Annotated in this window: 20 protein-coding genes; 5 read left to right on the plus strand and 15 right to left on the minus strand. The window is 71.5% G+C overall.

The genetic code is table 11. The features are described 5' to 3' along the window. Nucleotides 1-111 precede the first annotated feature (111 nt). A complete protein-coding gene (locus tag ACMGFI_RS09780; protein ID WP_436909283.1) occupies nucleotides 112-1,170 on the plus strand; it encodes a glycosyltransferase in 1,059 nt (352 codons plus the stop codon). A 238-nt stretch (nucleotides 1,171-1,408) separates the two neighbouring features. On the opposite strand, the gene ACMGFI_RS09785 is transcribed toward ACMGFI_RS09780, so the two are convergent. The 8 genes from ACMGFI_RS09785 to purH form a co-directional block, all read right to left on the minus strand. Next, nucleotides 1,409-2,044: a class I SAM-dependent methyltransferase gene (locus ACMGFI_RS09785; protein ID WP_436909285.1), complete on the minus strand. Its 636-nt coding sequence runs from the start codon at nucleotides 2,042-2,044 to the stop codon at nucleotides 1,409-1,411. Then, nucleotides 2,041-4,620 carry a dihydropteroate synthase gene (gene folP / locus ACMGFI_RS09790; protein WP_436909287.1) on the minus strand — a complete coding sequence of 860 codons (2,580 nt, stop codon included), beginning with the start codon at nucleotides 4,618-4,620 and terminating at the stop codon, nucleotides 2,041-2,043. Before folP ends, ACMGFI_RS09785 begins: the two co-directional genes overlap by 4 nt. A 111-nt stretch (nucleotides 4,621-4,731) precedes the next feature. After that, nucleotides 4,732-5,067, minus strand: coding sequence for a DUF7538 family protein (locus ACMGFI_RS09795; protein WP_436909288.1), 336 nt, complete (start codon nucleotides 5,065-5,067; stop codon nucleotides 4,732-4,734). After that, nucleotides 5,060-5,923 carry a hypothetical protein gene (locus tag ACMGFI_RS09800; protein WP_436909289.1) on the minus strand — a complete coding sequence of 288 codons (864 nt, stop codon included), beginning with the start codon at nucleotides 5,921-5,923 and terminating at the stop codon, nucleotides 5,060-5,062. Before ACMGFI_RS09800 ends, ACMGFI_RS09795 begins: the two co-directional genes overlap by 8 nt. Before the next feature lie 122 nt (nucleotides 5,924-6,045). Then, nucleotides 6,046-6,597: an SHOCT domain-containing protein gene (locus ACMGFI_RS09805; protein ID WP_436909290.1), complete on the minus strand. Its 552-nt coding sequence runs from the start codon at nucleotides 6,595-6,597 to the stop codon at nucleotides 6,046-6,048. 82 nt (nucleotides 6,598-6,679) lie between these two features. Then, nucleotides 6,680-7,762, minus strand: coding sequence for a Gfo/Idh/MocA family protein (locus tag ACMGFI_RS09810; protein ID WP_436909292.1), 1,083 nt, complete (start codon nucleotides 7,760-7,762; stop codon nucleotides 6,680-6,682). A gap of 108 nt (nucleotides 7,763-7,870) precedes the next feature. Continuing rightward, complete coding sequence (locus tag ACMGFI_RS09815) at nucleotides 7,871-8,758, minus strand: type IV pilin domain-containing protein (protein WP_436909293.1); 888 nt, start codon at nucleotides 8,756-8,758, stop codon at nucleotides 7,871-7,873. A 117-nt stretch (nucleotides 8,759-8,875) separates the two neighbouring features. Then, nucleotides 8,876-10,489: a bifunctional phosphoribosylaminoimidazolecarboxamide formyltransferase/IMP cyclohydrolase gene (purH, locus tag ACMGFI_RS09820; protein WP_436909294.1), complete on the minus strand. Its 1,614-nt coding sequence runs from the start codon at nucleotides 10,487-10,489 to the stop codon at nucleotides 8,876-8,878. Nucleotides 10,490-10,742: 253 nt separating this feature from the next. Between purH and purB the strand changes: the two genes are divergently transcribed. Both purB and ACMGFI_RS09830 read left to right on the plus strand, forming a co-directional pair. Continuing rightward, nucleotides 10,743-12,131 carry an adenylosuccinate lyase gene (gene purB, locus ACMGFI_RS09825; RefSeq protein WP_436909296.1) on the plus strand — a complete coding sequence of 463 codons (1,389 nt, stop codon included), beginning with the start codon at nucleotides 10,743-10,745 and terminating at the stop codon, nucleotides 12,129-12,131. Between the two features lie 78 nt (nucleotides 12,132-12,209). After that, nucleotides 12,210-12,827: a phosphoribosyltransferase gene (locus ACMGFI_RS09830; protein WP_436909298.1), complete on the plus strand. Its 618-nt coding sequence runs from the start codon at nucleotides 12,210-12,212 to the stop codon at nucleotides 12,825-12,827. A 35-nt stretch (nucleotides 12,828-12,862) separates the two neighbouring features. Here the strand turns inward: ACMGFI_RS09830 and ACMGFI_RS09835 are convergent, their stop codons facing one another. Further along, nucleotides 12,863-13,108 (minus strand): DUF8151 family protein, encoded by a 246-nt coding sequence (locus ACMGFI_RS09835; protein ID WP_436909299.1) that lies wholly within the window; start codon nucleotides 13,106-13,108, stop codon nucleotides 12,863-12,865. Nucleotides 13,109-13,206: 98 nt separating this feature from the next. Here ACMGFI_RS09835 and ACMGFI_RS09840 point away from each other — a divergent pair, with 98 nt between their 5' ends. After that, nucleotides 13,207-13,434: a DUF7860 family protein gene (locus ACMGFI_RS09840; protein ID WP_436909300.1), complete on the plus strand. Its 228-nt coding sequence runs from the start codon at nucleotides 13,207-13,209 to the stop codon at nucleotides 13,432-13,434. 5 nt (nucleotides 13,435-13,439) lie between these two features. Here ACMGFI_RS09840 and ACMGFI_RS09845 read toward each other — a convergent pair whose 3' ends face one another. Both ACMGFI_RS09845 and lysA read right to left on the minus strand, forming a co-directional pair. Beyond that, nucleotides 13,440-14,561 (minus strand): M20 family metallopeptidase, encoded by a 1,122-nt coding sequence (locus ACMGFI_RS09845; protein ID WP_436909301.1) that lies wholly within the window; start codon nucleotides 14,559-14,561, stop codon nucleotides 13,440-13,442. Further along, on the minus strand, nucleotides 14,558-15,835 hold the full coding sequence (gene lysA / locus ACMGFI_RS09850) for a diaminopimelate decarboxylase (protein ID WP_436909302.1): 1,278 nt from the start codon (nucleotides 15,833-15,835) through the stop codon (nucleotides 14,558-14,560). The genes ACMGFI_RS09845 and lysA overlap by 4 nt, the downstream gene beginning before the upstream one ends. A gap of 234 nt (nucleotides 15,836-16,069) precedes the next feature. Between lysA and ACMGFI_RS09855 the strand changes: the two genes are divergently transcribed. Next, a complete protein-coding gene (locus tag ACMGFI_RS09855) occupies nucleotides 16,070-16,327 on the plus strand; it encodes a hypothetical protein (RefSeq protein WP_436909304.1) in 258 nt (85 codons plus the stop codon). Nucleotides 16,328-16,394: 67 nt separating this feature from the next. Here the strand turns inward: ACMGFI_RS09855 and ACMGFI_RS09860 are convergent, their stop codons facing one another. From ACMGFI_RS09860 to dapA, 4 genes are all read right to left on the minus strand, one after another. Further along, the gene (locus ACMGFI_RS09860; protein WP_436909305.1) at nucleotides 16,395-17,186 is read right to left on the minus strand and encodes an Nmad3 family putative nucleotide modification protein; all 792 of its coding nucleotides are present in this window, start codon (nucleotides 17,184-17,186) and stop codon (nucleotides 16,395-16,397) included. A gap of 565 nt (nucleotides 17,187-17,751) precedes the next feature. Beyond that, a complete protein-coding gene (locus tag ACMGFI_RS09865; protein ID WP_436909307.1) occupies nucleotides 17,752-18,582 on the minus strand; it encodes a 2,3,4,5-tetrahydropyridine-2,6-dicarboxylate N-succinyltransferase in 831 nt (276 codons plus the stop codon). A gap of 79 nt (nucleotides 18,583-18,661) precedes the next feature. Beyond that, nucleotides 18,662-19,426: a 4-hydroxy-tetrahydrodipicolinate reductase gene (gene dapB / locus ACMGFI_RS09870; RefSeq protein ID WP_436909308.1), complete on the minus strand. Its 765-nt coding sequence runs from the start codon at nucleotides 19,424-19,426 to the stop codon at nucleotides 18,662-18,664. After that, complete coding sequence (gene dapA, locus ACMGFI_RS09875) at nucleotides 19,423-20,346, minus strand: 4-hydroxy-tetrahydrodipicolinate synthase (RefSeq protein ID WP_436909309.1); 924 nt, start codon at nucleotides 20,344-20,346, stop codon at nucleotides 19,423-19,425. Before dapA ends, dapB begins: the two co-directional genes overlap by 4 nt. Between the last annotated feature and the right edge of the window lie 373 nt (nucleotides 20,347-20,719).

The raw sequence follows: 20,719 nt of genomic DNA on the forward strand, positions 1-20,719 counted from the left end.
TGCGACTTACTTCGGCGGCGGGCCGTCGTGACCGCGACGGTACGGCCGCCTTACCCGTCTCCTCCCGAGGGATCGCGGGGATTTTTGATACCCGCCACCCACCTCGGTCGTATGCGCGTCGCGTTCGTCTCGATGGAGACGACTCACTATCGCGACACCGAAGGCGCCCGCCGGTTCGAACGCGTCGCACGCCACCTCGCCGCCCGCGGCCACGACGTGACCGTCTTCTGCGCCCAGTTCTGGGAGGGCGACGAGGAGACGGTCGAGCGCGACGGCGTCACCTACCGCGGCGTCACCATCTCGCCCGCGCTCACTTCCTTCGCCCTCCGACTACCCGCGCTGCTCGCGCTCTACGACCCCGACGTGGTCCACGTCCGGCCCGACCCGCCCGTGGGCGTCCTCGCCGCGAGCCTCGGGGGGACGCTGGCCCGCGCGCCGCTCGTCGCCGAGTGGTTCGGCGACGAGTCCGTCGACGGCTCGCGGTTCGCCGACCGCGCCGCCACCCTCCCGGACGCGGTGGTCAGCCCCTCGGAGATGGTCCGCACGCGCGTCCGCGAACGCGGCGCGACCGCCGAGGCCGCGCAGGTCGTCCCCGAGAGCATCGACATGGGGACCGTCAGGGACACCGACCCCGCCGAGGAGGTCGACGTGGTCTACGCCCACCCGCTCGACGGGAGCGCCAACCTGGAGAGCCTCCTGCTCGGGCTCGCCGAGCTGCGCGACCGCGACTGGTCGGCGACGGTCGTCGGCGACGGGCCGGAACGGGAGGGCTACGAGCGGCAGGTCCGTGACCTGCGCATCGACGACCGGGTGACCTTCGCCGGCGCCTGCGACCGCGCGGAGCGGGTCGCCTACTACAGGGGCGCTCACGCGTTCGTCCAGACGGCCTACCGGGAGTACTTCGCGACGGAACTGCTGTGGGCGCTGGCCTGCGGCTGCGTCGGCATCGTCGAGTACCAGGCCGAGTCCAGCGCCCACGAGCTCATCGAGGAGGTCGAGCGCAGCTTCCGCGCGACCGACCCCCAGCAGATCGCCGACGCCATCGTCGACGCCGGCGGGTTCGAGCGGCTGACCGTCGACGAGGAGTACGCCGAGTTCGACCACGACGCCGTCCTCGAACGCTACCTGCAGACCTACCGGGACCTCCAGGCCGACTACGGTCTGCTGTAGACTGCCACCCGGTCCCCCACCGCGGTCCGGCGACGGAGCCTTGGGGCTCGACGACCTATCCCGACGGGACTGCCGATGATACCGCCCTTCCTCCGCCGGTGTCCCGACTGCGGGAAGACCGGCCTCGCTCGCTCGTTCGAGGCGGTCGCTGCCGACGGGGAGCGACTCGTCGAATGTCCGCGCTGTGGGCACCGATTCCCGGTCGTCGACCGGCCGACGCTGAACTGAGCGGCCGCCGTCAGGGCCGGAACCGGGCGCGGACGAACAGCCACTCGCCGCCGCCGAGTTCGTCGTCGCGGACGACCTCCTCCGTCACGTCGAACCCGGCCGAGTCGAGCAGTTCGAGGCTCCGCTCGCGGCCGTGGAAGCTCCACTGCATGGCGGCGCCGCTGTCGAGCCAGTCGTCGTTGCGCCCCTCCCACTCGCCGACGCCGGTCGTCAGCAGGAGGTGACCGCCGGGCCGGAGGACGCGGGCGAACTCCGCGAACGCCCGCTCGTGGTGCTCGCGCGGCACGTGGATCACCGAGTGTAGCGCCGTCACCGCGTCGACCGCGCCGTCGGTGATCGGCAACCGAGTGAGGTCGCCGCGGGCGAGCGCCGCCGCGGGGGCGCGCTCGCGGGCCAGCGCCAGCTGTTCCGGCGAGAGGTCGACGCCCACGGCGTCGTACTCGCTGGCGAGCGCCTCCAGCACGGCTCGACCGCCGCCGCAGCCGGCGTCGAGGACGCGGGCGTCTCCGGGGAGGTCGGCGGCCAGCGACTCGACGAGAGCGGCCTCGTGGGCCGGATCGCGGTCGTCGTCGTACGCCGCGGCGACGCCGTCGTAGCCCGACATCACGGCGCTCGCCCACTCGTCGAGGTCGCGTTCGTCGCTCATTCCTCGTCGAACCGCTCGGGGTCGGCGGCGGCCCGCGCGACGCGGACGGCGGCGACGTTCTCGTGGGCGTCGTGGACGCGGATCACGTCGGCGCCGCGCTCGGCGGCCAGCGCCGTCCCGGCGACCGTCTCGTCGAGCGCGCCCTCGCGGCCGCCCTCGGTGAGTTCGAACATCGACTTCCGGGAGTGGCCGACCAGCACCGGACAGCCCAGCGCCGCGAGTTCGTCCAGCCGACCCAGGAGTTCGAAGCTCTCGGCGGCGGACTTGCCGAAGCCCAGCCCGGGGTCGACGAGGATCTGCGAGCGGTCGAGCCCGGCCTTCTCCGCCAGCAGGACGCGCTCGGCGAGGTAGTCGATAACGTCGTCGACCACGTCGTCGTACTCGACGCTCGTTGTCGGGTCGACCGGCGCCTCGATGCTGTGCATGACGACCACGGGCACGTCGCGCTCGGCGGCGACCAGCCGCATCTCCGGGTCTTCGAGCCCGGACACGTCGTTCAGCAGGTCCGCGCCGGCGTCGAGCGCGGCGCGGGCCACCTCGGCCTTGCGCGTGTCGATAGATATCATCGCGTCGAGGTCGGCTATCTCCTCGATGACGGGGACGACGCGTTCGATCTCCTCGTCGGCGGGGACGACCTCGCCGCCCGGCCGCGTCGACTCGCCGCCGATGTCGAGGATCTCGACGCCGGCCTCGACCATCCGCTCGGCGCGCTCGCGGGCGTCGGCGACGGTGTTGTACTCGCCGCCGTCGTGGAAGCTGTCGGGCGTGATGTTGAGGATGCCCATGACCGCGGTGCCGTCGGCCCACGGGTAGCCGCGCTCGGCGGCCGTCCGCTCGGCGTCGGGCGTCGGCGTCGCCCCGTTCGGCGTCGGGGCGGCGTCGATCGCGGTCCGGATCTCGCCGGCCAGCGGCGTCAGGTCGTCCGAGCGGTCGGCGAGCGCGTCGGCGAGGCGCTCGAACTGGTCGCGGGTCGCCATCGCCACCGTTTCGACGCGCTCCTCGTCCTGGTCGGCCAGCGCCGACAGCGCCACCTCGCCACCCAGCGCCCGCAGTTCGGACTGCAGACGGCGGGCGCGGCGCGGGCGGAGCCTCGTCCGCAGGACGCGGTGGACGGCGTCGCCCGCTGCGTCGCTCGCGTCGTCCGCCGGGACGTGCGCCCGCTCCAGCGCGGCCTCGGCGTCGGCTACCGAGTCCACGTCGAGCGGGACGGTGGGCCGCGACCAGCGGGTGCGCGCCTCGGCGACGGCGTACAGCGACCCGGAGACGACGACTGCGTCGTCCGGGCCGGCGGCGTCGAGCGCGCGGTCGAGCGCGTCCGCGACCGGCTCGTGGGTGGTCACGTCCGCGTCGGTCTCCGCCTCGAACGCGCGGGCGACCACCTCGGCGGACTCGGCGCGGTCGTGGTCGGGCCGGCAGGCGACGACCCGGCCGAGGTCGGCGTCGGAAAACGCCGCGGCGATCCCGCGGTGGTCCTTGTCGGTCATCGCGCCGACGACGAGGTGGGCCTCGTCGTAGTCGAACGTCCCTAGCACCTCCGCGGTCGTCTCGCAGCCGCCGGGGTTGTGCGCGCCGTCGAGGACGACAAGCGGCTCCCGGTCCATCACCTCGAACCGCCCCGGCCAGTGGGCGTTGCGGAACCCCCGCTCGACCGCCTCGGTCGCCACGTCGGTCCCAAGATGGTCGGCCACCCGCCGGACGAGCGCCGCCGCGACCCCAGCGTTGCGCGCCTGGTGAGCGCCCAGCAGTGGAAGGTGCGTGTCGACGGTCCACGCGTCGCCGTCGGCGTCGGTCCCACTGTCCGCTCCGTCGCTGTCGTCCCCACCGGCGACGGTGCCGATCCCCTCGACCGTCACCGCCCCCTCCAGCCCGTCGCGACCGCCGTACTCGACCACGATGTCGGGGTCGTCGGGCCCGGTCCAGTCGGCGTCCGCGACCGTGATCACGTCGTCGACCTCCTCGCGGATCGCGGCGAGCGCGTCGCCGGTCGTCGCGGTCACGAGCGGCGCGTCGGCGGGGGCGACCCCCGACTTGTCGCGGGCGATCTCCGCGACCGTGTCGCCGAGCAGGTCAGTGTGTTCCAGCGTGACCGCGGTGACGGCGCTGGCGATCGGGTCGACGACGCTCGTGGCGTCGAGCGTCCCGCCGATGCCGACTTCGAGGACGGCCACGTCCACGTCCTGGCGGTCGAACTCCCACAGCGCCATCGCGGTGAGCGTCTCGAAGAAGGTCGGCGAGTCGCCGTCGGTCGCCCGGTCGGTCGCGTACTCGCGGAACGACTCGACGAACTCGGTCACCGCCGACTCGGTCATCGGCCGGCCGTCGACGCGGACCCGCTCGCGCACGTCGTCGAGGTGCGGCGAGGTGTACAGCCCGACCGAGAGGCCGGCCTCCCGCAGTGCCCGCTCGACCATCCGGGCGGTGCTGCCCTTGCCGTTCGACCCCGCGACCTGGACACAGGCGAGTCGCTCGTGGGGGTCGCCGAGGTGGCCGAGCAGGTCCCGGGTCGGGTCCAGGCCCGGCCGCGGCGCGAACCGTCGCAGATCGAAGAGAAAGTCCGCCGCCTCGTGAAACTCCATGCCTCCCGGTTCCGGACGGGCGCGCTTTAGCCTAACGAACTGCGAAGTCTCCGGGACGTGACCGTCGACACGGTCGACACGGAACCGAGCGCCTGTAGCGCGGGCGCCACACTACAGCGACCGCCGCTCGATCTCGGGGTCGATACCGGCGGCGTCGAGGTCCATCCGGATGCGCTCGCGCAGCGGCGGCGGGACGTTCTCGCGGCTCACCGGGACCGCCGTCTCGCCGCCCTCGGCCGGCGGGACCTTCCAGTAGAGCACGCAGTCGCTCGGGGCGTAGAACTCGATCCCGTAGCGGTCGCCCTCGCCCTCGTAGTGGACGCGGGCGGCCGCGCCCTCGACGTGCCACCCCTCGCGCTCGGCGAGGCCGGCGAGCGGGTCGCCGTCGGGGTTGTCGCGGTCGCCGCTGGCATCGGTCCCGCCGTCGTTCCGGTCGCCCTCAGTCATCGTCGCCGTCGTCGGCCGGCCCGTCGACGAGCGGGTCGTACTCGCGGTCCTCGCCGAACTTCCGGACGACGGCGGCGACCAGCGCGAGCGCGGCCAGCCCGACCAGCGCGCCCACGTCCGAGTCGGCGGCCGGCCGCCCGACGGTGTCCGGTTCCTCGTCCTCGCTGCCCTCCTCGGCGGCTTCGCTCTCGTCGGCCGACGCCGCGCGCTCGGCGTGGCCGACCGTCTCGTCGACGGGGCGGTCGGCGAACTCCTCGCGCTCGTCGCGGTCGGGTGCCTTCGCCCGGCGGCGGGCCTCGGGGGCGTCGTCCGCAGCCGCGCCGGTGGTCGGCGGCGAGTCGGCCCCGTCGTCGCTCCCGAGCTTGTCGCTCGCGACGGACTTGGCCTTCCCGAGGTAGCGATAGGCGAGGAACGCGACGACGGCGAGGACGGCCAGCGCCGCGGTCGCCTTCAGCAGGATCGGCCGGAGCTTCGACTTCCAGCCGCCGTCCTCGTCGTCGACGTCCTCGGCGCCGGGCGAAGGCACCGGTTCGGGTCCGTCGGGGCTCGGCGAGTCCCACGCCTCGCTGTCCCCGCTGGTCCCCACCGGGATCGACCCGGACTCCGACCGGGTTCCCCCGTCCCCGTCGTCGCCCTCGTGTTCGACCGCGTCGTCGACCAGGTCCGTTCCGACCTCGGTCTCGACGTCGTCGTCTCCGTCGGCCGCCGCCTCTGTGTCGGCCGCGGTCGCGTCGCGTTCGTCCACGTCGCGGCCGCCGTCGGTGAGTTTCTCCAGGTCCTCGTCGGAGAGCAGTCCCTCGATGAGCCCACCGACGGGCGACTCGTCGAGGTCGATCCCCAGCAGCGTTCGTCCCATGTCTCCCCGTTGGGCCAGCGGCCGGAAATAACTGCGTGGTGTAGCCGGTCGTCCCTCGCAGCCGGGCGCTCAGCCGCCGTCGCGAGCCCGGAGCGCGACGCCGCTCTCCTCCCGGCGTCTGCTCAGTTGTGCTCGTCGGCGCGGAGTTCGTCGTCGACGGCTGAGACGCGGTCGCGGTGGACGCCCTCCTCGTCGAGGACCATCCGCGTCCGCTCTTCGAGTTCCCACTCCGAGAGGCCGCCGTCGACGTATCGATCCTTCAGGCGCTCGATCCGGTCGTCGGCCCGGCGCTCGGGCGAGCGGGTGTCGAGGTCCTCGACGAGGGCGGCGACGCCCAGGAGGCGCGCAAGCGGGTTCCGCTCGATCCGGGAGGCGACCAGTCCGAGGCGCGTGCTCGCAGCGCGGCGCTTCGCCGACGCGGCGGTCGAGACCCGCGCGACCGCCCCGACGACTGCGAGGGCCGCGGCGGCGACGGTCAGCGGGAGGCCGAGGACGGTCCCGAGGGCGAACAGGGGCAGGAAGGTCCCGAGCGTCGACGCCGCGCCGGCCTCCAGCGCGGCGAGGAGGAGCCACCCCGTCGCGCCGGCGAGCGAGACGGCCGACAGCGCGGCGAACGCGACCGTCAGCACAGCCGCGGCCGGGACGTGGTCGCGAGCCCAGTGCGTCAGTTCCATATCCCGTCCACGACGCGGGCGCACCTAAGGCTCACGGCCGGGATGCAGTCCGGCGGTCGCCGTCCGAAAGTCGGTGTCGCGCTCAGAGTTCGACGGACTCGCGGGCCTCGGCGAGCAGCGCCTGCGGGTCGACGGCCTCGTCGCGCTCGCTGCTCTCGATGGCCGCCTCGACCAGCGCGACCGACTGGAGGTTCGACCCCACGTCGGTCGCCATCGGTTCGCCCCCGTCGAGCCACTCGACGAACTGCTCGACCAGCCAGGTGTTGCCCCACGCCTCCTGTTCGTCCAGCGGGACCGGCTCGCCCTCGGCGTCGGTCGCGCCGACGACCGACTCCCGTTCCTGCTCGTAGGGGTAGCGCTCGATCTCGCGGTCGTCGAGGACGAGCGTCTCGTCGCGACACTCCGCGCGGAGGTAGTCGCTGCCCCAGCCGTTCAAGGTGGTCGCGTTGGCCTTCGCGCCCTCCCAGGTGGCGCGGACGCCGTTCTCGAAGCGCATCTGGACGGTGGCCTGCACGTCGTCCTCGTACTCGGCCCACTCGGGGAGCCACGTGTCGGCGTAGAGCCGCTCGCACTTCGCGCCGGCCATGTCCGCGAGGTAGTCCAGTTGATGGACTGCGCCCTCGACGAGCAGGGGGTTGTCCATCTCGTGGCGGAACTCGCCCCACCGGCCGTAGGTGCGGGCGTTGCAGGTAAAGCGGCCGACGAGGTAGTCCAGCGGGCCGGGCTCGCCCGAGCGCAGACGGCGGCGCATCGTGGTCTTGTCGCGGTCGAAGCGGTGGCTCATCGTCACGCCCATCTTCAGGCCCGCGCGGTCGACCTTCTCGGCGATGCGAACGGACGCCTCCAGGGTGTCAGCGATGGGTTTCTCCGAGAGGACGTCCAGGTCGTGGTCGACCGCGGCGTCGACGACCTCCTCGTGGGCCCACGGCGGCGTGACGACGGTACAGAAATCCGCGTCGTGCTCGGCGAAGGCGGTCTGGGCGTCGGTGTAGCAGTCGTCGGGATCGAGCCCGAGGTGTTCGACGGCGTTGTCGTGTGCGTCAGGGTCCACGTCGACGGCGGCGACGACATCTATCAGTCCCTTCTCGATATTCGGTGGCAGGAATGTGTCGCACCAGCGGCCGCCCTGCCCGCCGGTCCCGACCTGGATCGCTCGGTAGGTCATGGCGGATCGGCCGCCCCAGCGGACCGTAAATCGACCGATCGGGGAGAGACCGACCGGGTCGGCCCCGCCGCGACGCCGACGACCGCCGACCGCGGCCGGCGCGACCGCTCAGTAGTCGTCGGGGTCCTTCGGGGTGTAGCTCGAACAGGACTGACCGTTGATTGTCGGGCCGTCAGTACAGCTGAGTGTCCCTCCCGCGTAGACGTGTCCCCGAACGGTCGTCCCGTCGAGGTTGACCGGCCCCGTGCTCCTGACCGAACCGTGAACGACCGTGTTGTCCAGATCCACGTCGGTCCCGCGCACGTCGCCCCAGATCCGCGCGGCGTCGGCGGTGATATCGTCCCCGGCCGTGACCGACCCGGTGACGTTCGACGAGTCGACGTCGACCGATTGATCCGCTTCGACAGGGCCGTAGACCGCGGTCACGCCGTTGTCGATGGAGACGTAGCTGTTCCTGCTGTGGACTTTCCCGATCACGACACCGCCCGGGTCGAAGTCGACGCTGTCCGGGAGCACGACATCGCACTCGACGACGCTCCCGACCGTACTCGACGAACTGCCGTCCGTTCGCTTGTCTTCGACCCAGGGACACCCTTCGTCGGGTTCCGGGAGTTCCGGGTCGACCTCGAACTCCCGGAGGACGTAGCTGCTCCCGTGCTCGCCGAACCAGACTAGCTGGAGTTGCTCGTCGGTCGGAAAGACGGTCAGGCTGTCGCCCGCGAGGAGGTCCCGACTCCGCAGCGCGGTCTCGTCGGCCGCCCCGCGGAGTTCGACCCGCTCGCCGTCCAGCCGCTCGCCGTTCGTGAGTTCGAGTTCGTAGGCGGCCGGCCGGTCGGACGGTTCGAGCTCCATCGTCACCTCCGGAGCGGGCTCGTTGCGGTCGGTCGCGCCGAACGCGACGTAGGCCGCGACCGACGCCAGCAGGACGGCTATCGCGACCAGCAACACCGTCCCGATCACCGGCGACAGCCCGCGGCGTGCTCGTCGACTGCGCACGGCGGACGTACTCGACCCCGACAGTTCAAGGCAACGAGTCGATTCACGCTCGCTAGACGCCGTCGAACCGATTCGGGACGGAGTCCCGAGCGGAGGAGGCGACCGCGAGGCGGTCGGTCAGTCGTGGCGGAAGGCGCGCTGGCCGGTCATGACCATCGCGATGTCGTGGTCGTCGGCGGCTTCGATCACCATGTCGTCGTTCTTCGACCCGCCGGGCTGGATGACCGCCTCGATCCCGGCTTCGGCGGCCTTCTCGATGCCGTCCGGGAACGGGAAGAACGCGTCCGAGGCCATGACGGCGCCATCGGCCGTCTTGCCCTCCGCGTCCTTCTCCGCTTTCATCCCGGCGATCTCGACCGCGTCGACGCGGGAGACCTGCCCGGCGCCGACGCCCACGGTCTCAGTGCCTTTCGCGAAGACGATGGCGTTGGACTTGACGTGCTTGATGGTCTGCCAGGCGAACAGCATCGCCTCGACCTGCTCGTCGGTGGGCTCGCGCTCGGTGACGACCTCCAGGTCGTCGGCCGTGAGCGCCTGGGTGTCCCGCTCCTGGACGAGTCGGCCGCCGACGAGCTTCTTCTCGGTCGTCGTCTCCGTCACGTCGAAGCTGTCGGACACGTCGAGCACGCGGAGGTTGTCCTTCTCGAACAGCGTCTCCAGCGCGGCGTCGGTGTAGCCCGGCGCGACGACGACCTCCTTGAACGAGTCGACGATCTGTGCGGCGGTCGCCTCGTCGCACTCGCGATTCAGGGCGACGATGCCGCCGAAGGCGCTCTTGGGGTCGGTCGCCAGCGCGTCCGCGTAGGCGTCAGCCAGGGTGTCGGCCGTGGCACAGCCCGCGGGGTTGGTGTGTTTGATGACCGCCGCGGCCGGCTCGTCGAACTCCTTGATGAGGTTCAGCGCGCCGTCGGCGTCGTTGTAGTTGTTGTACGACAGCGCCTTGGCGCCCTCGTTCAGCTGGTCGGCGCCGACGACGCTGGCCTCGTCGACCGTCGCGTCCGCGTAGACGGCGGCGTCCTGGTGGGGGTTCTCCCCGTAGCGCAGGTCGGCAGCGCGGTCCTCGGAACTGAACAGCCGTGCAGGGAGGTCCCCGCCGGTGTTGCCCTCGACGGAGACGCGGTTCGACTCGTAGTCGACGGTCACGCGGTCCTCAGCGAACCACTTGACTGCGCGCGGGTACGCCTTGAACTCGCCCTCGTAGAGCACCCGGTCTTTGAGGTCCTCGGCGTCGTCGCCCTCGTAGACGGGGATCGGCTCCTGGGTGACGACGGGGCCGCCGTCGACCTCTTCCTCGATGATCTCGCCGTCGTCGTCGATGGCGTTGGTGACGACGTGGACGGTGCAGCCGACCACGTCCGCGCCGTAGTCGAGCGCGTCGCCCCACGCGTCCATGCCGGGGAAGGCGGGCAGCAGGGACGGGTGGACGTTCAGCGTCGTCGGCGCCGCGTCGAGGAACGTGTCCGACAGCAGGCGCATGTAGCCGTCCAGGGTCACCAGGTCGAAGTCGTAGCCGCCCAGCGCGTCGAGGACCCGCCGCTCGTGGTCGCGGCGGTCCTCGCCGTCGTCGCGCTCGACGACCTCGGTCGGAATCTCTCGCTCGGCCGCCGCGTCGAGGACGGGCGCGTCGGCGTCGTTCGTCAGGATAACCGAAAACTCGGCGCCCCCGGGGGCGCGGTCGGCGATATTCAACAGGTTCCGCCCGCGGTTGCTCGCCATCCCTGCGAGTTTCATGTTCGAAGGGCCGCCGCGGCCGCGCAAAGTAGTTGCGAATCGGCCGGGACACAGTCGACACTGTCGACATAACCGCGCGACCGCCACGGCGGCCGCGCGATCGGCTGTGGGTGGGGAGCGGTCGAGCGACCCGTCGTGGGCGGCGGCCGCGTCGGCTGTGGGCGGCGACGCCGAAGCGAGCCGTGCGAGAGCGCCGCGACGGCCGCGACCGCCGACCGACACGCTCTTTGGCCGACTCGCCGGAGGAGCGACCATGACCGACCGATCGCCGCTGCGGGCCGTCTCGTCGCTGGACGGCCGCTACGCGCGGTACACCGAACCGCTGGTCGACTACGCCAGCGAGGCGGCGCTCATGCGGGCGCGTACCCGCGTCGAGATCGAGTACCTGATCGCGCTCGCCGACCTGTCCGAGACGCCGCTGGAGATCGACTCCGCCCAGCGCGACCACCTGCGGGCCGTCTACGAGGCGTTCGACGACGAGGACGCGGCGCTCGTCAAGCGCATCGAGACGGAGGGGTACGGCGACTATTCCGCCACCAACCACGACGTGAAGGCCGTCGAGTACTTCGTCCGCGAGCACCTGCCCGAGGACCTCGACGCGGCCCACTGGATCCACTTCGGGCTCACCAGCGAGGACGTGAACAACCTCGCCCACCGGCTGCTCGTCAAGCCGGCCGTCGAGGAGGTGCTCGTCCCGCAACTGCGCGACGTGCGCGACGCCCTCGTCGAGCAGGCCCGCGAGCACCGCGACCTGCCGATGCTCGCCCGGACCCACGGCCAGCCCGCCACCCCGACGACCTACGGGAAGGAACTGGCCGTCTACGCCTCGCGACTCGGCCGGGCGCTCGGCCGCATCGAGCGGGCGACCGCGGAGATCTCGGGCAAACTCGCCGGCGCGTCGGGCACCTACGCTGCCCACGACGCGGCCTACCCCGACGTGGACTGGCAGTCGTTCTCCCGCACCTTCGTCCGCGACCTGGGGCTGGAGCACGAGCCGCTGACGACGCAGGTCAACCCCTGCGACGACCTGGCCGCGCTCTTCGACGCGCTCCGCGGGGCCAACAACGTCCTGCTGGACCTGGATCTCGACGTGTGGCTCTACGTCTCCGACCGCTACCTCGGCCAGGAGGCCACCGAGGGCGAGACCGGCTCGTCGACGATGCCCCACAAGGTCAACCCGATCGACTTCGAGAACAGCGAGGGCAACCTCTCGAAGGCCAACTCCGACCTGGTCTTCCTCGGCGACTACGTCACGACCTCGCGGCTCCAGCGGGACCTCTCGGACTCGACGGTCAAGCGCAATATCGGTGCCGCGCTGGCCCACTGTCTCATCGGCTACGCGAAGCTGGAGAACGGGCTGGAGAAGGTCGTCCCGAACGAGCAGGTCATGGCGGACGACCTCGAAGGGACACCCGAGATCATCGGCGAGGCCGTCCAGACGATCCTCCGTCGGGAGGGCTTCGACGACGCCTACGAGCACGTGAAGGAGGCCACCCGCGGCCGAGACGTGTCGATGGCCGACTTCGAGGCGATGATCGACGACCTCGACGTGACCGAGGACGTGCGCGCGGAACTGCACGCGCTGACGCCGGCGGGCTACACCGGCGTCGCGAGCGAACTCGTCGACGACGCGCGGGAGTAGCGGGCTCGACACCGACCGCGCCGGACACCGGCGACGGACGGCCACAGACCTTTGTCCGCGTGAGCCGTACCCACGGGTATGTTCCGCGACCGGACTGCCGCGGGCGAGCGGCTCGCGGACGCGCTCGAAGAGCGCGGCGTCGCCGCCGACATCGTCCTCGCGATCCCCCGCGGGGGACTCCCGCTGGGGCGGGCCGTGGCCGACCGGCTGGGCGCGCCGCTGGACGTGGTCGTCGCCTCGAAGATCGGCGCGCCGCACAACGAGGAGTACGCTATCGGCGCGGTCGCCGAGGACGGCGCGGCGTGGCTCAATGATGGCGCGCTCGACCAGTTGAACGTGAGCGACGCCTACCTCGCCCGCGAGCGGGAGCGCGAGCGCGAAGTCGCCGCCGGGAAGGCCGCGACTTACCGCGACGGCGACCGCCCGGCCCTGACCGGCAGGCGGGTCGTGGTCGTCGACGACGGCGTCGCCACCGGCGCGACGATGCGCGCCTGTCTCCGGTTCGTCCGCGACGAGGAGCCCGAATCGCTGGTCGTCGCCGTTCCCGTCGGCCCGCCGGACACGCTCGACGAACTCGCGGAACTGGCGGACGAGGTGGTCGCCGTCGAGCGCCCGCGGAACTTCCGGGCGGTCGGCGCTCACTACCGGAACTTCGCCCAGGTCAGCGACGAGAAAGCGATGTCGTACCTGGCGTGAACGCCGCGTCGGTACTCGGGCCGGCTCCCGCCGGCTCAGGCCGTCGGTTCGGCGCCGCGCAGGCGCGGCAGGACGATGTGGTAGGCGACGTTCAGCGCGCCGTAGATGAGCAGGGCGCCGACGGCGACCTCCCAGAGGCCGAACGTCGTCTGCCCGGCGCCGAGGTCGTGCAGTCCGGCCCGTTCCGTGAGCACGCCGGCGACCGCCATCGCGCCGGCGATCGCGACGTACAGGACCACGCCGAGCGCCTCGGCGACCGGTCCCAGCAGGAGTTCTCGCATTGCCGTCCCGTATGCCGCACCCGACCAAAGAAGTTCCGTGAGACGGAGTGACACTCCCTCACAGTGGATTTTTGCCCCGGGGCGAGGAACCGGGGCCCATGGCACACCACGCGAGTATGGATTACGCCACCTACGCGAAGACGGGCTTTCTCATCGGTGTCGCGCTGTTCGTCCTCGGCGGGCTGGGCGAGATCGTCGGCTCGACAGTCCTCGGCGGGCTCCCGGGCTGGGAGCGGACGCTGTTGTTCGACATGGAGGTCATCGGCATCGCGCTCGGGCTGTTCTCGCCGCTCGTGTTCGGCGTCGTCGCGCCGCTGGTCGAGTGACGGGCTTATAACAGCGCGTCGACGGCGTCGCGGACGGCCCGCGCGGCCGCCCGGACCTCGTCGCGGCGGACGTACTCGCGTTCGCTGTGGGCCACCGCGCCCTCGTCGTCCGCGAGGTCGCCGGGGCCGAACACGACCGTCGGGGCGTGCTCGGCGAAGTACGAGGCCTCCGTCGCGGCGCCGAACGGCCGCACCTCGCGGCCGCTGGCGGCCGCCAGCGCCTCGACGAGCGGGTCGTCCCGGTCGGTCGCGAAGGCGGTCAGGAACGGCGTCTCACGCGGCGAGAGGGCCACGTCCATGTCCATCCCCGAGGGGACCCACTCCGAGAGGTGCTCGGCCAGCCCCGACTCGAACGCCTCGGGCGTCTCCGGCGGGACCGGCCGCCGGTCGAAGGTGAGCACGCACCGCTCGGGCACCTGGTTCGTCACCTCGCCGCCCTCGACGACAGTCGGCGTGAGCGTCGGCCGACCGAGCGACTCGTGGGCACCGGGACCGCGCTCGTCGTCGTAGCTCTCCATCGCCTGGAGTATCGGGGCGATCGCGCGGATCGCGTTCGCGCCGCTCTCGGGGGTGGCCGCGTGGGCCGCCGCGCCAGTGATCGTGACCGTCCCCTCGTACTGTCCGCGGGCGGCGTTGCACACGTCCAGTCCCGTGGGTTCGCCGACGACGAACCCGTCCGCGTCGAGCGTCCCCGCGAGGTGGGCGGCGCCGGACTGGACGGTCTCCTCGTCGGGCGTGATCGCCAGCGTCAGCCGGTTGTCCTCGCCGACACCGACGCTGAGGAACGCGTCGACGAGCGCCGCGAGCGGCCCCTTCGCGTCGCAGGCGCCCCGCCCCTCGACGACGGTCCCGTCCTCGCGCTCGGCGAACGGGACGTGGGGCGGCACCGTGTCGATGTGGGTGTTCAGGACGAGGTGGGTACCCTCGTCAGAACTGCTCTTCGCCGCATCGCCGGGCTCGTACCCCTCGCCGGTCCGCGTGGCGAGCGTGTTGCCCGCCTCGTCGACGACCGGCTCCGCGCCGGCGGCGTCGAGCGTCTCGACCAGCAGGTCGCGCATCGCCTCGACGGACTCGTGGGACTCGGTGCGGACCGCCCGCTCGTGGAACTCCAGCGCGTCGAAGGTCATCGTTCACCGCTCCCGATATCGTCGTTCACGGTCCGCTCGCCCGCCTCGCGCTCGACGCGCGTCACGTCGTCCATCGACTCCCGGCGGCGGACGACCCGCGCGTCGCCGTCCTCGATGGCCACTTCGGCCGGTCGGGGCTGGGAGTGGAACTGGTTGGCGAGTTCGTAGCCGTACGCGCCCGCGTTGCCGATGGCCAGCAGGTCCCCGCGCTCGGGGCGGGCGACCGGCCGGTCCGTGCAGAACACGTCCGCGCTCGTACAGCACGGGCCGCCGACCGAGACGGGCTCGGCCGGTCGGTCGGGCGCCGAGACGTTGCCGATGGGGTGGTAGGAGTCGAACATCGCCGGCCGGATCAGCGTCGCCAGCGACGCGTCCACCCCCACGACGGTCGTCTCCGGGGTCTCCTTGACCGTGTTCACCTCGGTCAGGATGACCTCGCTGTCGGCGACGACGTACCGACCCGGTTCGAGCTTGATCCGCGCGTCGAGGTCGCCGACGGCCTCCCGCACTCGATCGCCGACGACATCCATGTCCAGCGGCTCCTCCTCCTCGCGGTAGGGGACGCCGAAGCCGCCGCCGAAGTCGACGAACTCCAGGTCCGCGTCGCCGACCTCGCGGGACAGATCGGCCACTTTCGCGATGGCCCGGCAGTGGTCGTCCAGGTCGTCGTGGAGGACGCCCGACCCCATGTGGGCGTGCAACCCCACCAGGTCGAACCGCTCGCGCAGGTCCGCCGCGAGGTCGACCACCTCATCGTAGGGGATCCCGAACTTGGCGTCCTTCCCCGTGGCGACCTTCTCGTGGTGGCCGGTGCCGATGCCGGGGTTGACCCGGATGGCGACGCGGCCGTCGTAGCCCCGTTCTTCCAGCCGGTCGAACGTGTCACGGGCGCCGCCGGTGACGGTCAGCCCGGGATGGTCGGCGCCCAGTTCGGCGGCGTAATCGAGGTCGGCGTCCGGCGGGTTGACCGCCGTGTACTGGAGCGTGTCGGGGTCGGCGCCCGCCTGGATGGCGCGCTGGAGTTCCCCGCGGGCCGCGCACTCGATGTCCGCACCCGCGTCCAGCAGCGTCGCGAGCACCGCGCGGCCGGTGTGGGCCTTCGCAGCGTACATGACGTGGGCATCGGGGAACGCCGACGCGAACCGCTCGTAGTTCTCCGCGACCCTGTCGAGGCCGACGACGTACAGCGGCGTGCCGTGGTCGGCCGCCAGCGACGACAACTGCTCGGAGTCCCAGTCTGCGACGCGACGGACCGGCGGCGAGGGGTGGCTCATTGGCGGTACACGGGCACGGCGCGATACAAGCGTTGCGAACCATCTTTTCCGCGAGGGGCGGGCAAACCGCGCCCACCCCTCCGCCAAAAACATGGGTGAAAAAGCGCGAGCGGTAAAGCCGCTCGCGTGAACCGCGCGCCGCAGGCGCGCGGATGCTCGGTGCGGAGGACACACCGCTCCGAGAGCTACGCCACTCGGAAGAGTTCTTATGGCGTCCGAGACGATACCCGGGGTATGGACGGAGACAGCGGGGGCGGGACGGGACACACTTCGACGGGGGGAACGACGGACGGGGAAGTGAGAAGTAGCGCGACCAGTGAGGGGTCGAGTTCCAACGACATCGGAGCCAAGGACCTCAAAGCGCTGGGATACGACGTCGAAGTGGACGACCCGGATGCGGACCCGACGGACTCCGGACCTCCGCTCGCGAAGTACGCGCTGTACCTCTCCGTCCTCGTCGCCGTGCTTTTGATCGTACTGTTCGGTCTGTGACGTCACGGACAGGAGCCGCCGCGACCAGTGGGCAGAACTGCTGGATCAGGCGAGCGCTCTCGGCCGTTCACGTCCGGCCTCGCACGAATTCGACGAACTCCTCGGCACTCACGTCGAAGCGAACGGCCGGCTTGAACCCGCCGAGGTGGGTCCCGCGCTCGGTCGCCGACGCCGGCGCCAGCGCGTCCGCGACCCCCTCGTCCATGTAGTAGTTCGGCCCCTGTCGCCGGTCGCTGAGCCGCACCGCCCGGTCGAGAAGGCCCCCTGGCTCCTCGCCGGGGACGATCACCACCGGCCGCGGCCGGTCGGTGAATTCCGGGTCGTGGTAGTACAGGTCGCCGTGCCCGGCGAAGCGTTTGGCGTGTGCGTTGTCGGGGTGCTCGGTGAGGATCGACTCCACGTCGGCCCGATCCATCGCCGGGTCAAGCACGACCGGCGGCTCCGCGACCGTGAAGTAGCCGAACAGGTACCGATGTTTGTAGTCGCTGTCGGACCCCGGGAAGCCGCCGTAGAACGCGACGATGTCGCCGGGGTCCAGCTCGCGGAGTTTCGCCACGTAGCCCGGCCGGTGCTCGCCGTATGTGAGCGCCGCCAGGTTCGGGTCGCGGTGGACCGAACAGTCCCGGACCGCCGCCGGGTCGGTCACCCACTCGCCGTCGCTCCCCGGGCGGACCCCGTCGAGCAGGTCCGCGAGCGTCCCCTCCCCGTGGCGCCGGTCGAGGGTGCCGTACGTGGCCGTCTCGGCGGGCGCGCCCTTCTCCGGGATCGGGACGTACTCGAAGCGACCTTCGGCGTCGACACCCGGGACAGGGCGGACGTTGCCGGTGTCGGCGCCGACGCCGCAGCAGACGACTGTCACGGCCGAGGATCGGCGCGGAGCGCGAAAAAGGGACCGAAAGGCGACGGCGGGTAGCGCCGCTTCGTCCGGACGTGTCCGCTCGGCGGTCGGACGGCGACCGCCGGCGGTTCCGCCCGGGTCCACGCCTGACAGCGGACCCGGAGCGGACGGGTGAGAGGGTGTGGCGGACGGCAGTGACACCGACCGACGGGATGGCGTGTGACAGGTGCCGTCGGGGTGTCGGGAGCCGACAGACAGCTGTCGACCGACGGCCCGGGGCGGGCCGTCCCAGCGGCGGACTGGAGGGCGCGTCGACAGGGCGGCTGTCGGCACCCGAGGATAGCGGGGCTCCGGAAAAATCGCTACCGGATGGTTCAACTCCCGTTTGAGTTTCCCGTCGCCACGGGGTCTACTCCCGCAGCGCGTCTTCCCGCTCGGTCGCCCCGCAGCCACCTTTTTCTCACCCGGGTCTCCTCGTTCGCTCCGCTCACTGCGGGAACCCGGGGCAAAAACGTGGGCGAAAAATCGCTCGCTCCCGTCGGTCGCTCGCGGTGAACCGCGCACAGCAGGCGCGCGGATGCTGTGTCTATTCCCGCAGCGCGTCTTCCCGCTCGGTCGCCTCCAGCGTCTCCTCCTCGACGCTCGTGGCGACGACGGCGGGCTTGTACGCGCCGCCGTCGATGAGGTCGTGGTCCGAGACCGACGACTCGACGAAGCGGGTAAAGGCGCGCCGCTCCGGCGGGAGTTCGCCGTACAGCACTTCCTCCTCGACGAGGTCGTAGACGGGGATGCGCGGCGTCAGGAGGGTGTTCTCCCCGACGACGGAGTTCTCGCCGACGACGAACCCGGAGGTGACGCGACAGCCCGCGCCCAGCGAGACGCCGTCCTCGACGATGACCGGCGCGTCCTCGACCGGTTCGAGGACGCCGCCGATGAGCGTGTTCGCGCCGAGTTTGACGTTGTCCCCGATCTGGGCGCACGAGCCCACGGTGTCACAGGAGTCGACCAGTGTCCCGTCGCCGACGTGGGCGCCGATGTTCACGAACGCCGGGGACATCAGGATCGCGTCGCTACCGACGTAGGCGCCGCGGCGGATGACCGTCCCGTCGGGCGTGTTGCGCGTGCCGCGCTCGGCCAGATCGTCGGTCTCGCGCAGCGGGAGCACGTCGTGGTAGGCCACGTCGCCGTACTCGCGGGCCTCGGTCTCGCGCAGGCCGAAGTTCAGCAGGATGCCCTGCTTGACCCACTCGTTGGCCTCCCATCCGTCACTCCCCTTCTCGGCGGCCCGCACGTCGCCCGCCTCCAGCGCGGCGAGGAAGTCGTCGAGCACCGCGAGGTGGTCGTCGGTCGCGTCGGCGGCCGTCAGACCGTCCTGTTTCTTCGCCCAGAGGTCCTCGATGTCGGCTTGCAGACTCATTGTGCGGGCGTTCACGCGCCGGAACAATAGCGCTGTGGTCTCGCGTCGAGGCGCCCCGGAACGGCCGCCCGTCCACCGCTCAGGCCTCGTCTATCACGTCGTCGAACTCGTGCCAGCCGTCGCCCCGGTCGGCCAGCCAGGCCGCCGCGTCGAGCGCGCCCGCGGCGAAGACCCCGCGGTCCTCCGCGCGGTGCGAGAGATTGAGCACCTCGTCGTTGCCCGCGAGGACCAGTTCGTGCTCGCCGCGCACGTCGCCCGCGCGCCGGGCGAAGACGCCGATCTCGTCGTCGTTCCGAGGGGCGTGGCCCTCGCGGCCGTAAACCGGCTCCACGTCGCGCTCGTCCTGGACGGTTTCGAGAATGGTGTTCGCCGTCCCGGAGGGCGCGTCGACCTTCCCGTTGTGGTGGGTCTCCATCAGTTCGAGGTCGTAGCCCTCCAGCGCCCCGACCGCCTCGCTCACCGTCCGGAGGAGCACCTGGATGCCCCGCGAGAAGTTCGTCGCTTTGAGGACGGGGACCTCGTCGCTCGCCGCTTCGAGCGCCTCGAACCCCTCGTCGTCGAAGCCGGTGGTCCCGACGACCAGGCCCACGCCGGCCTCGGCGCAGGCGTCGACGATGCCGAGCGTCGCGTCCGGCAGGGAGAAGTCGACGACCACGTCGGGGTCGTACTCGGCGAGCGCGGCCGGGACCTCCTCGGCGCCGACGACGGGGACGCCGCCGACCTCGCCGGCGTCGGTCCTGTGGAAGCCGAGAACGACTTCCACGTCGTCGCGCTCGCTCGCCGTCTCGATGACCGTCCGACCCATCCGTCCCGCGGCGCCGTTGACCGCGATCCGCGTGCTCATCGTTCGATCTCGGCGTAGTCGTCCTCGTAATCGAAGGTTTCGGATTCCAGATCGTCCAGCACAGCCTGCAGGTCGTCCCGGTACTCCTCGGAGAGCCGCGTCAGCGGCGAGCGCAGTCGCGCCGGGCCGTATCCGCGGATCTGCATGGCTTCCTTGACCGGGATGGGGTTGGTCTCGACGAACAGTTCGCGGAACAGCGGCCCCAGCCGGTGGTGGATCTCCCGGGCGCGCTCGAAGTCGCCGGCCAGCGCGGCGCCCACCATCGCACAGGTCCGTTCGGGCTCGACGTTGGCGGCGACGCTGATGGCGCCCGTCCCGCCGACCGAGAGCATCGGCAGCGTCATCCCGTCGTCGCCCGAGAGCACGTCCAGGTCGGTGTCGCGCGTCCGCTCGACGATCTCGCTGATCTGTCCCATGTCGCCGCTGGCGGCCTTGTAGCCCTGAACATTCGGATGCTCGGCGAGTTCGGCGATCGTCTCGGGGTCGATGTTGCGCCCCGTGCGAGAGGGGACGTTGTAGACGATCTGCGGGAGGTCGACCTCGTCGGCGATGCGCTCGTAGTGGTCGACGAGCCCGCGCTGTTCGGGCTTGTTGTAGTACGGCGAGATGAGCAGGAGGGCGTCGGCGCCGGCGTCGGCCGACCGGCGGGACAGCGACAGCGCCTCTCGGGTGTTGTTCGAGCCGGAGCCGGCGATGACGGGCACGTCGTCGACGGCGTCGACGACCGCCTCGATCACTTCGATGTGTTCGTCGTGAGTCATCGTCGCGGACTCGCCCGTCGAACCGCAGGGGACGAGGCCGTCGACGCCCGCGGATTCGAGCCGCTGGGCGTCGCGCCGGAGTGTCTCGAAGTCGATGCTGCCGTCGTCGTCGAACGGCGTGCACATGGCGGGGTACACGCCGCGGAACTGGAATGTCATTGGTCGGTGTTCGCGTCGGTTGGTGATATGTGGGTCGGTCGCGGCCGGTCCGCGGGGTCGCGACGCCAGCGGCGAGCGAACCGCGAGTCGCGACTCCGGTCGAAATCGACCCGCGACGAGTGCGCCACGCTCGCCGCGAGCCGCTCACGACCGTTTCGGTTTCGGAGAAGCGGCGGATACCCCCGGCTCGCCGGCATCGTCGACCGCGAGCGCGGGGTAGTCCATGTCCGAGAGAGGCGCGTCGAGCGACTTATTCGTTGCGGAGGCCGGTCCGGGCGCGGGACGAGCCGGCGGCGTTCCCGCTCGGACGAACGCGGTGAAACTTCGAGTTCCTCGTCCCCGGTCAACAGGTCGAACCCCACCCGGCTCGTCT

Origin of the sequence: Halosimplex marinum (assembly GCF_051414075.1) — an archaeon.
Taxonomy (GTDB): domain Archaea; phylum Halobacteriota; class Halobacteria; order Halobacteriales; family Haloarculaceae; genus Halosimplex; species Halosimplex marinum.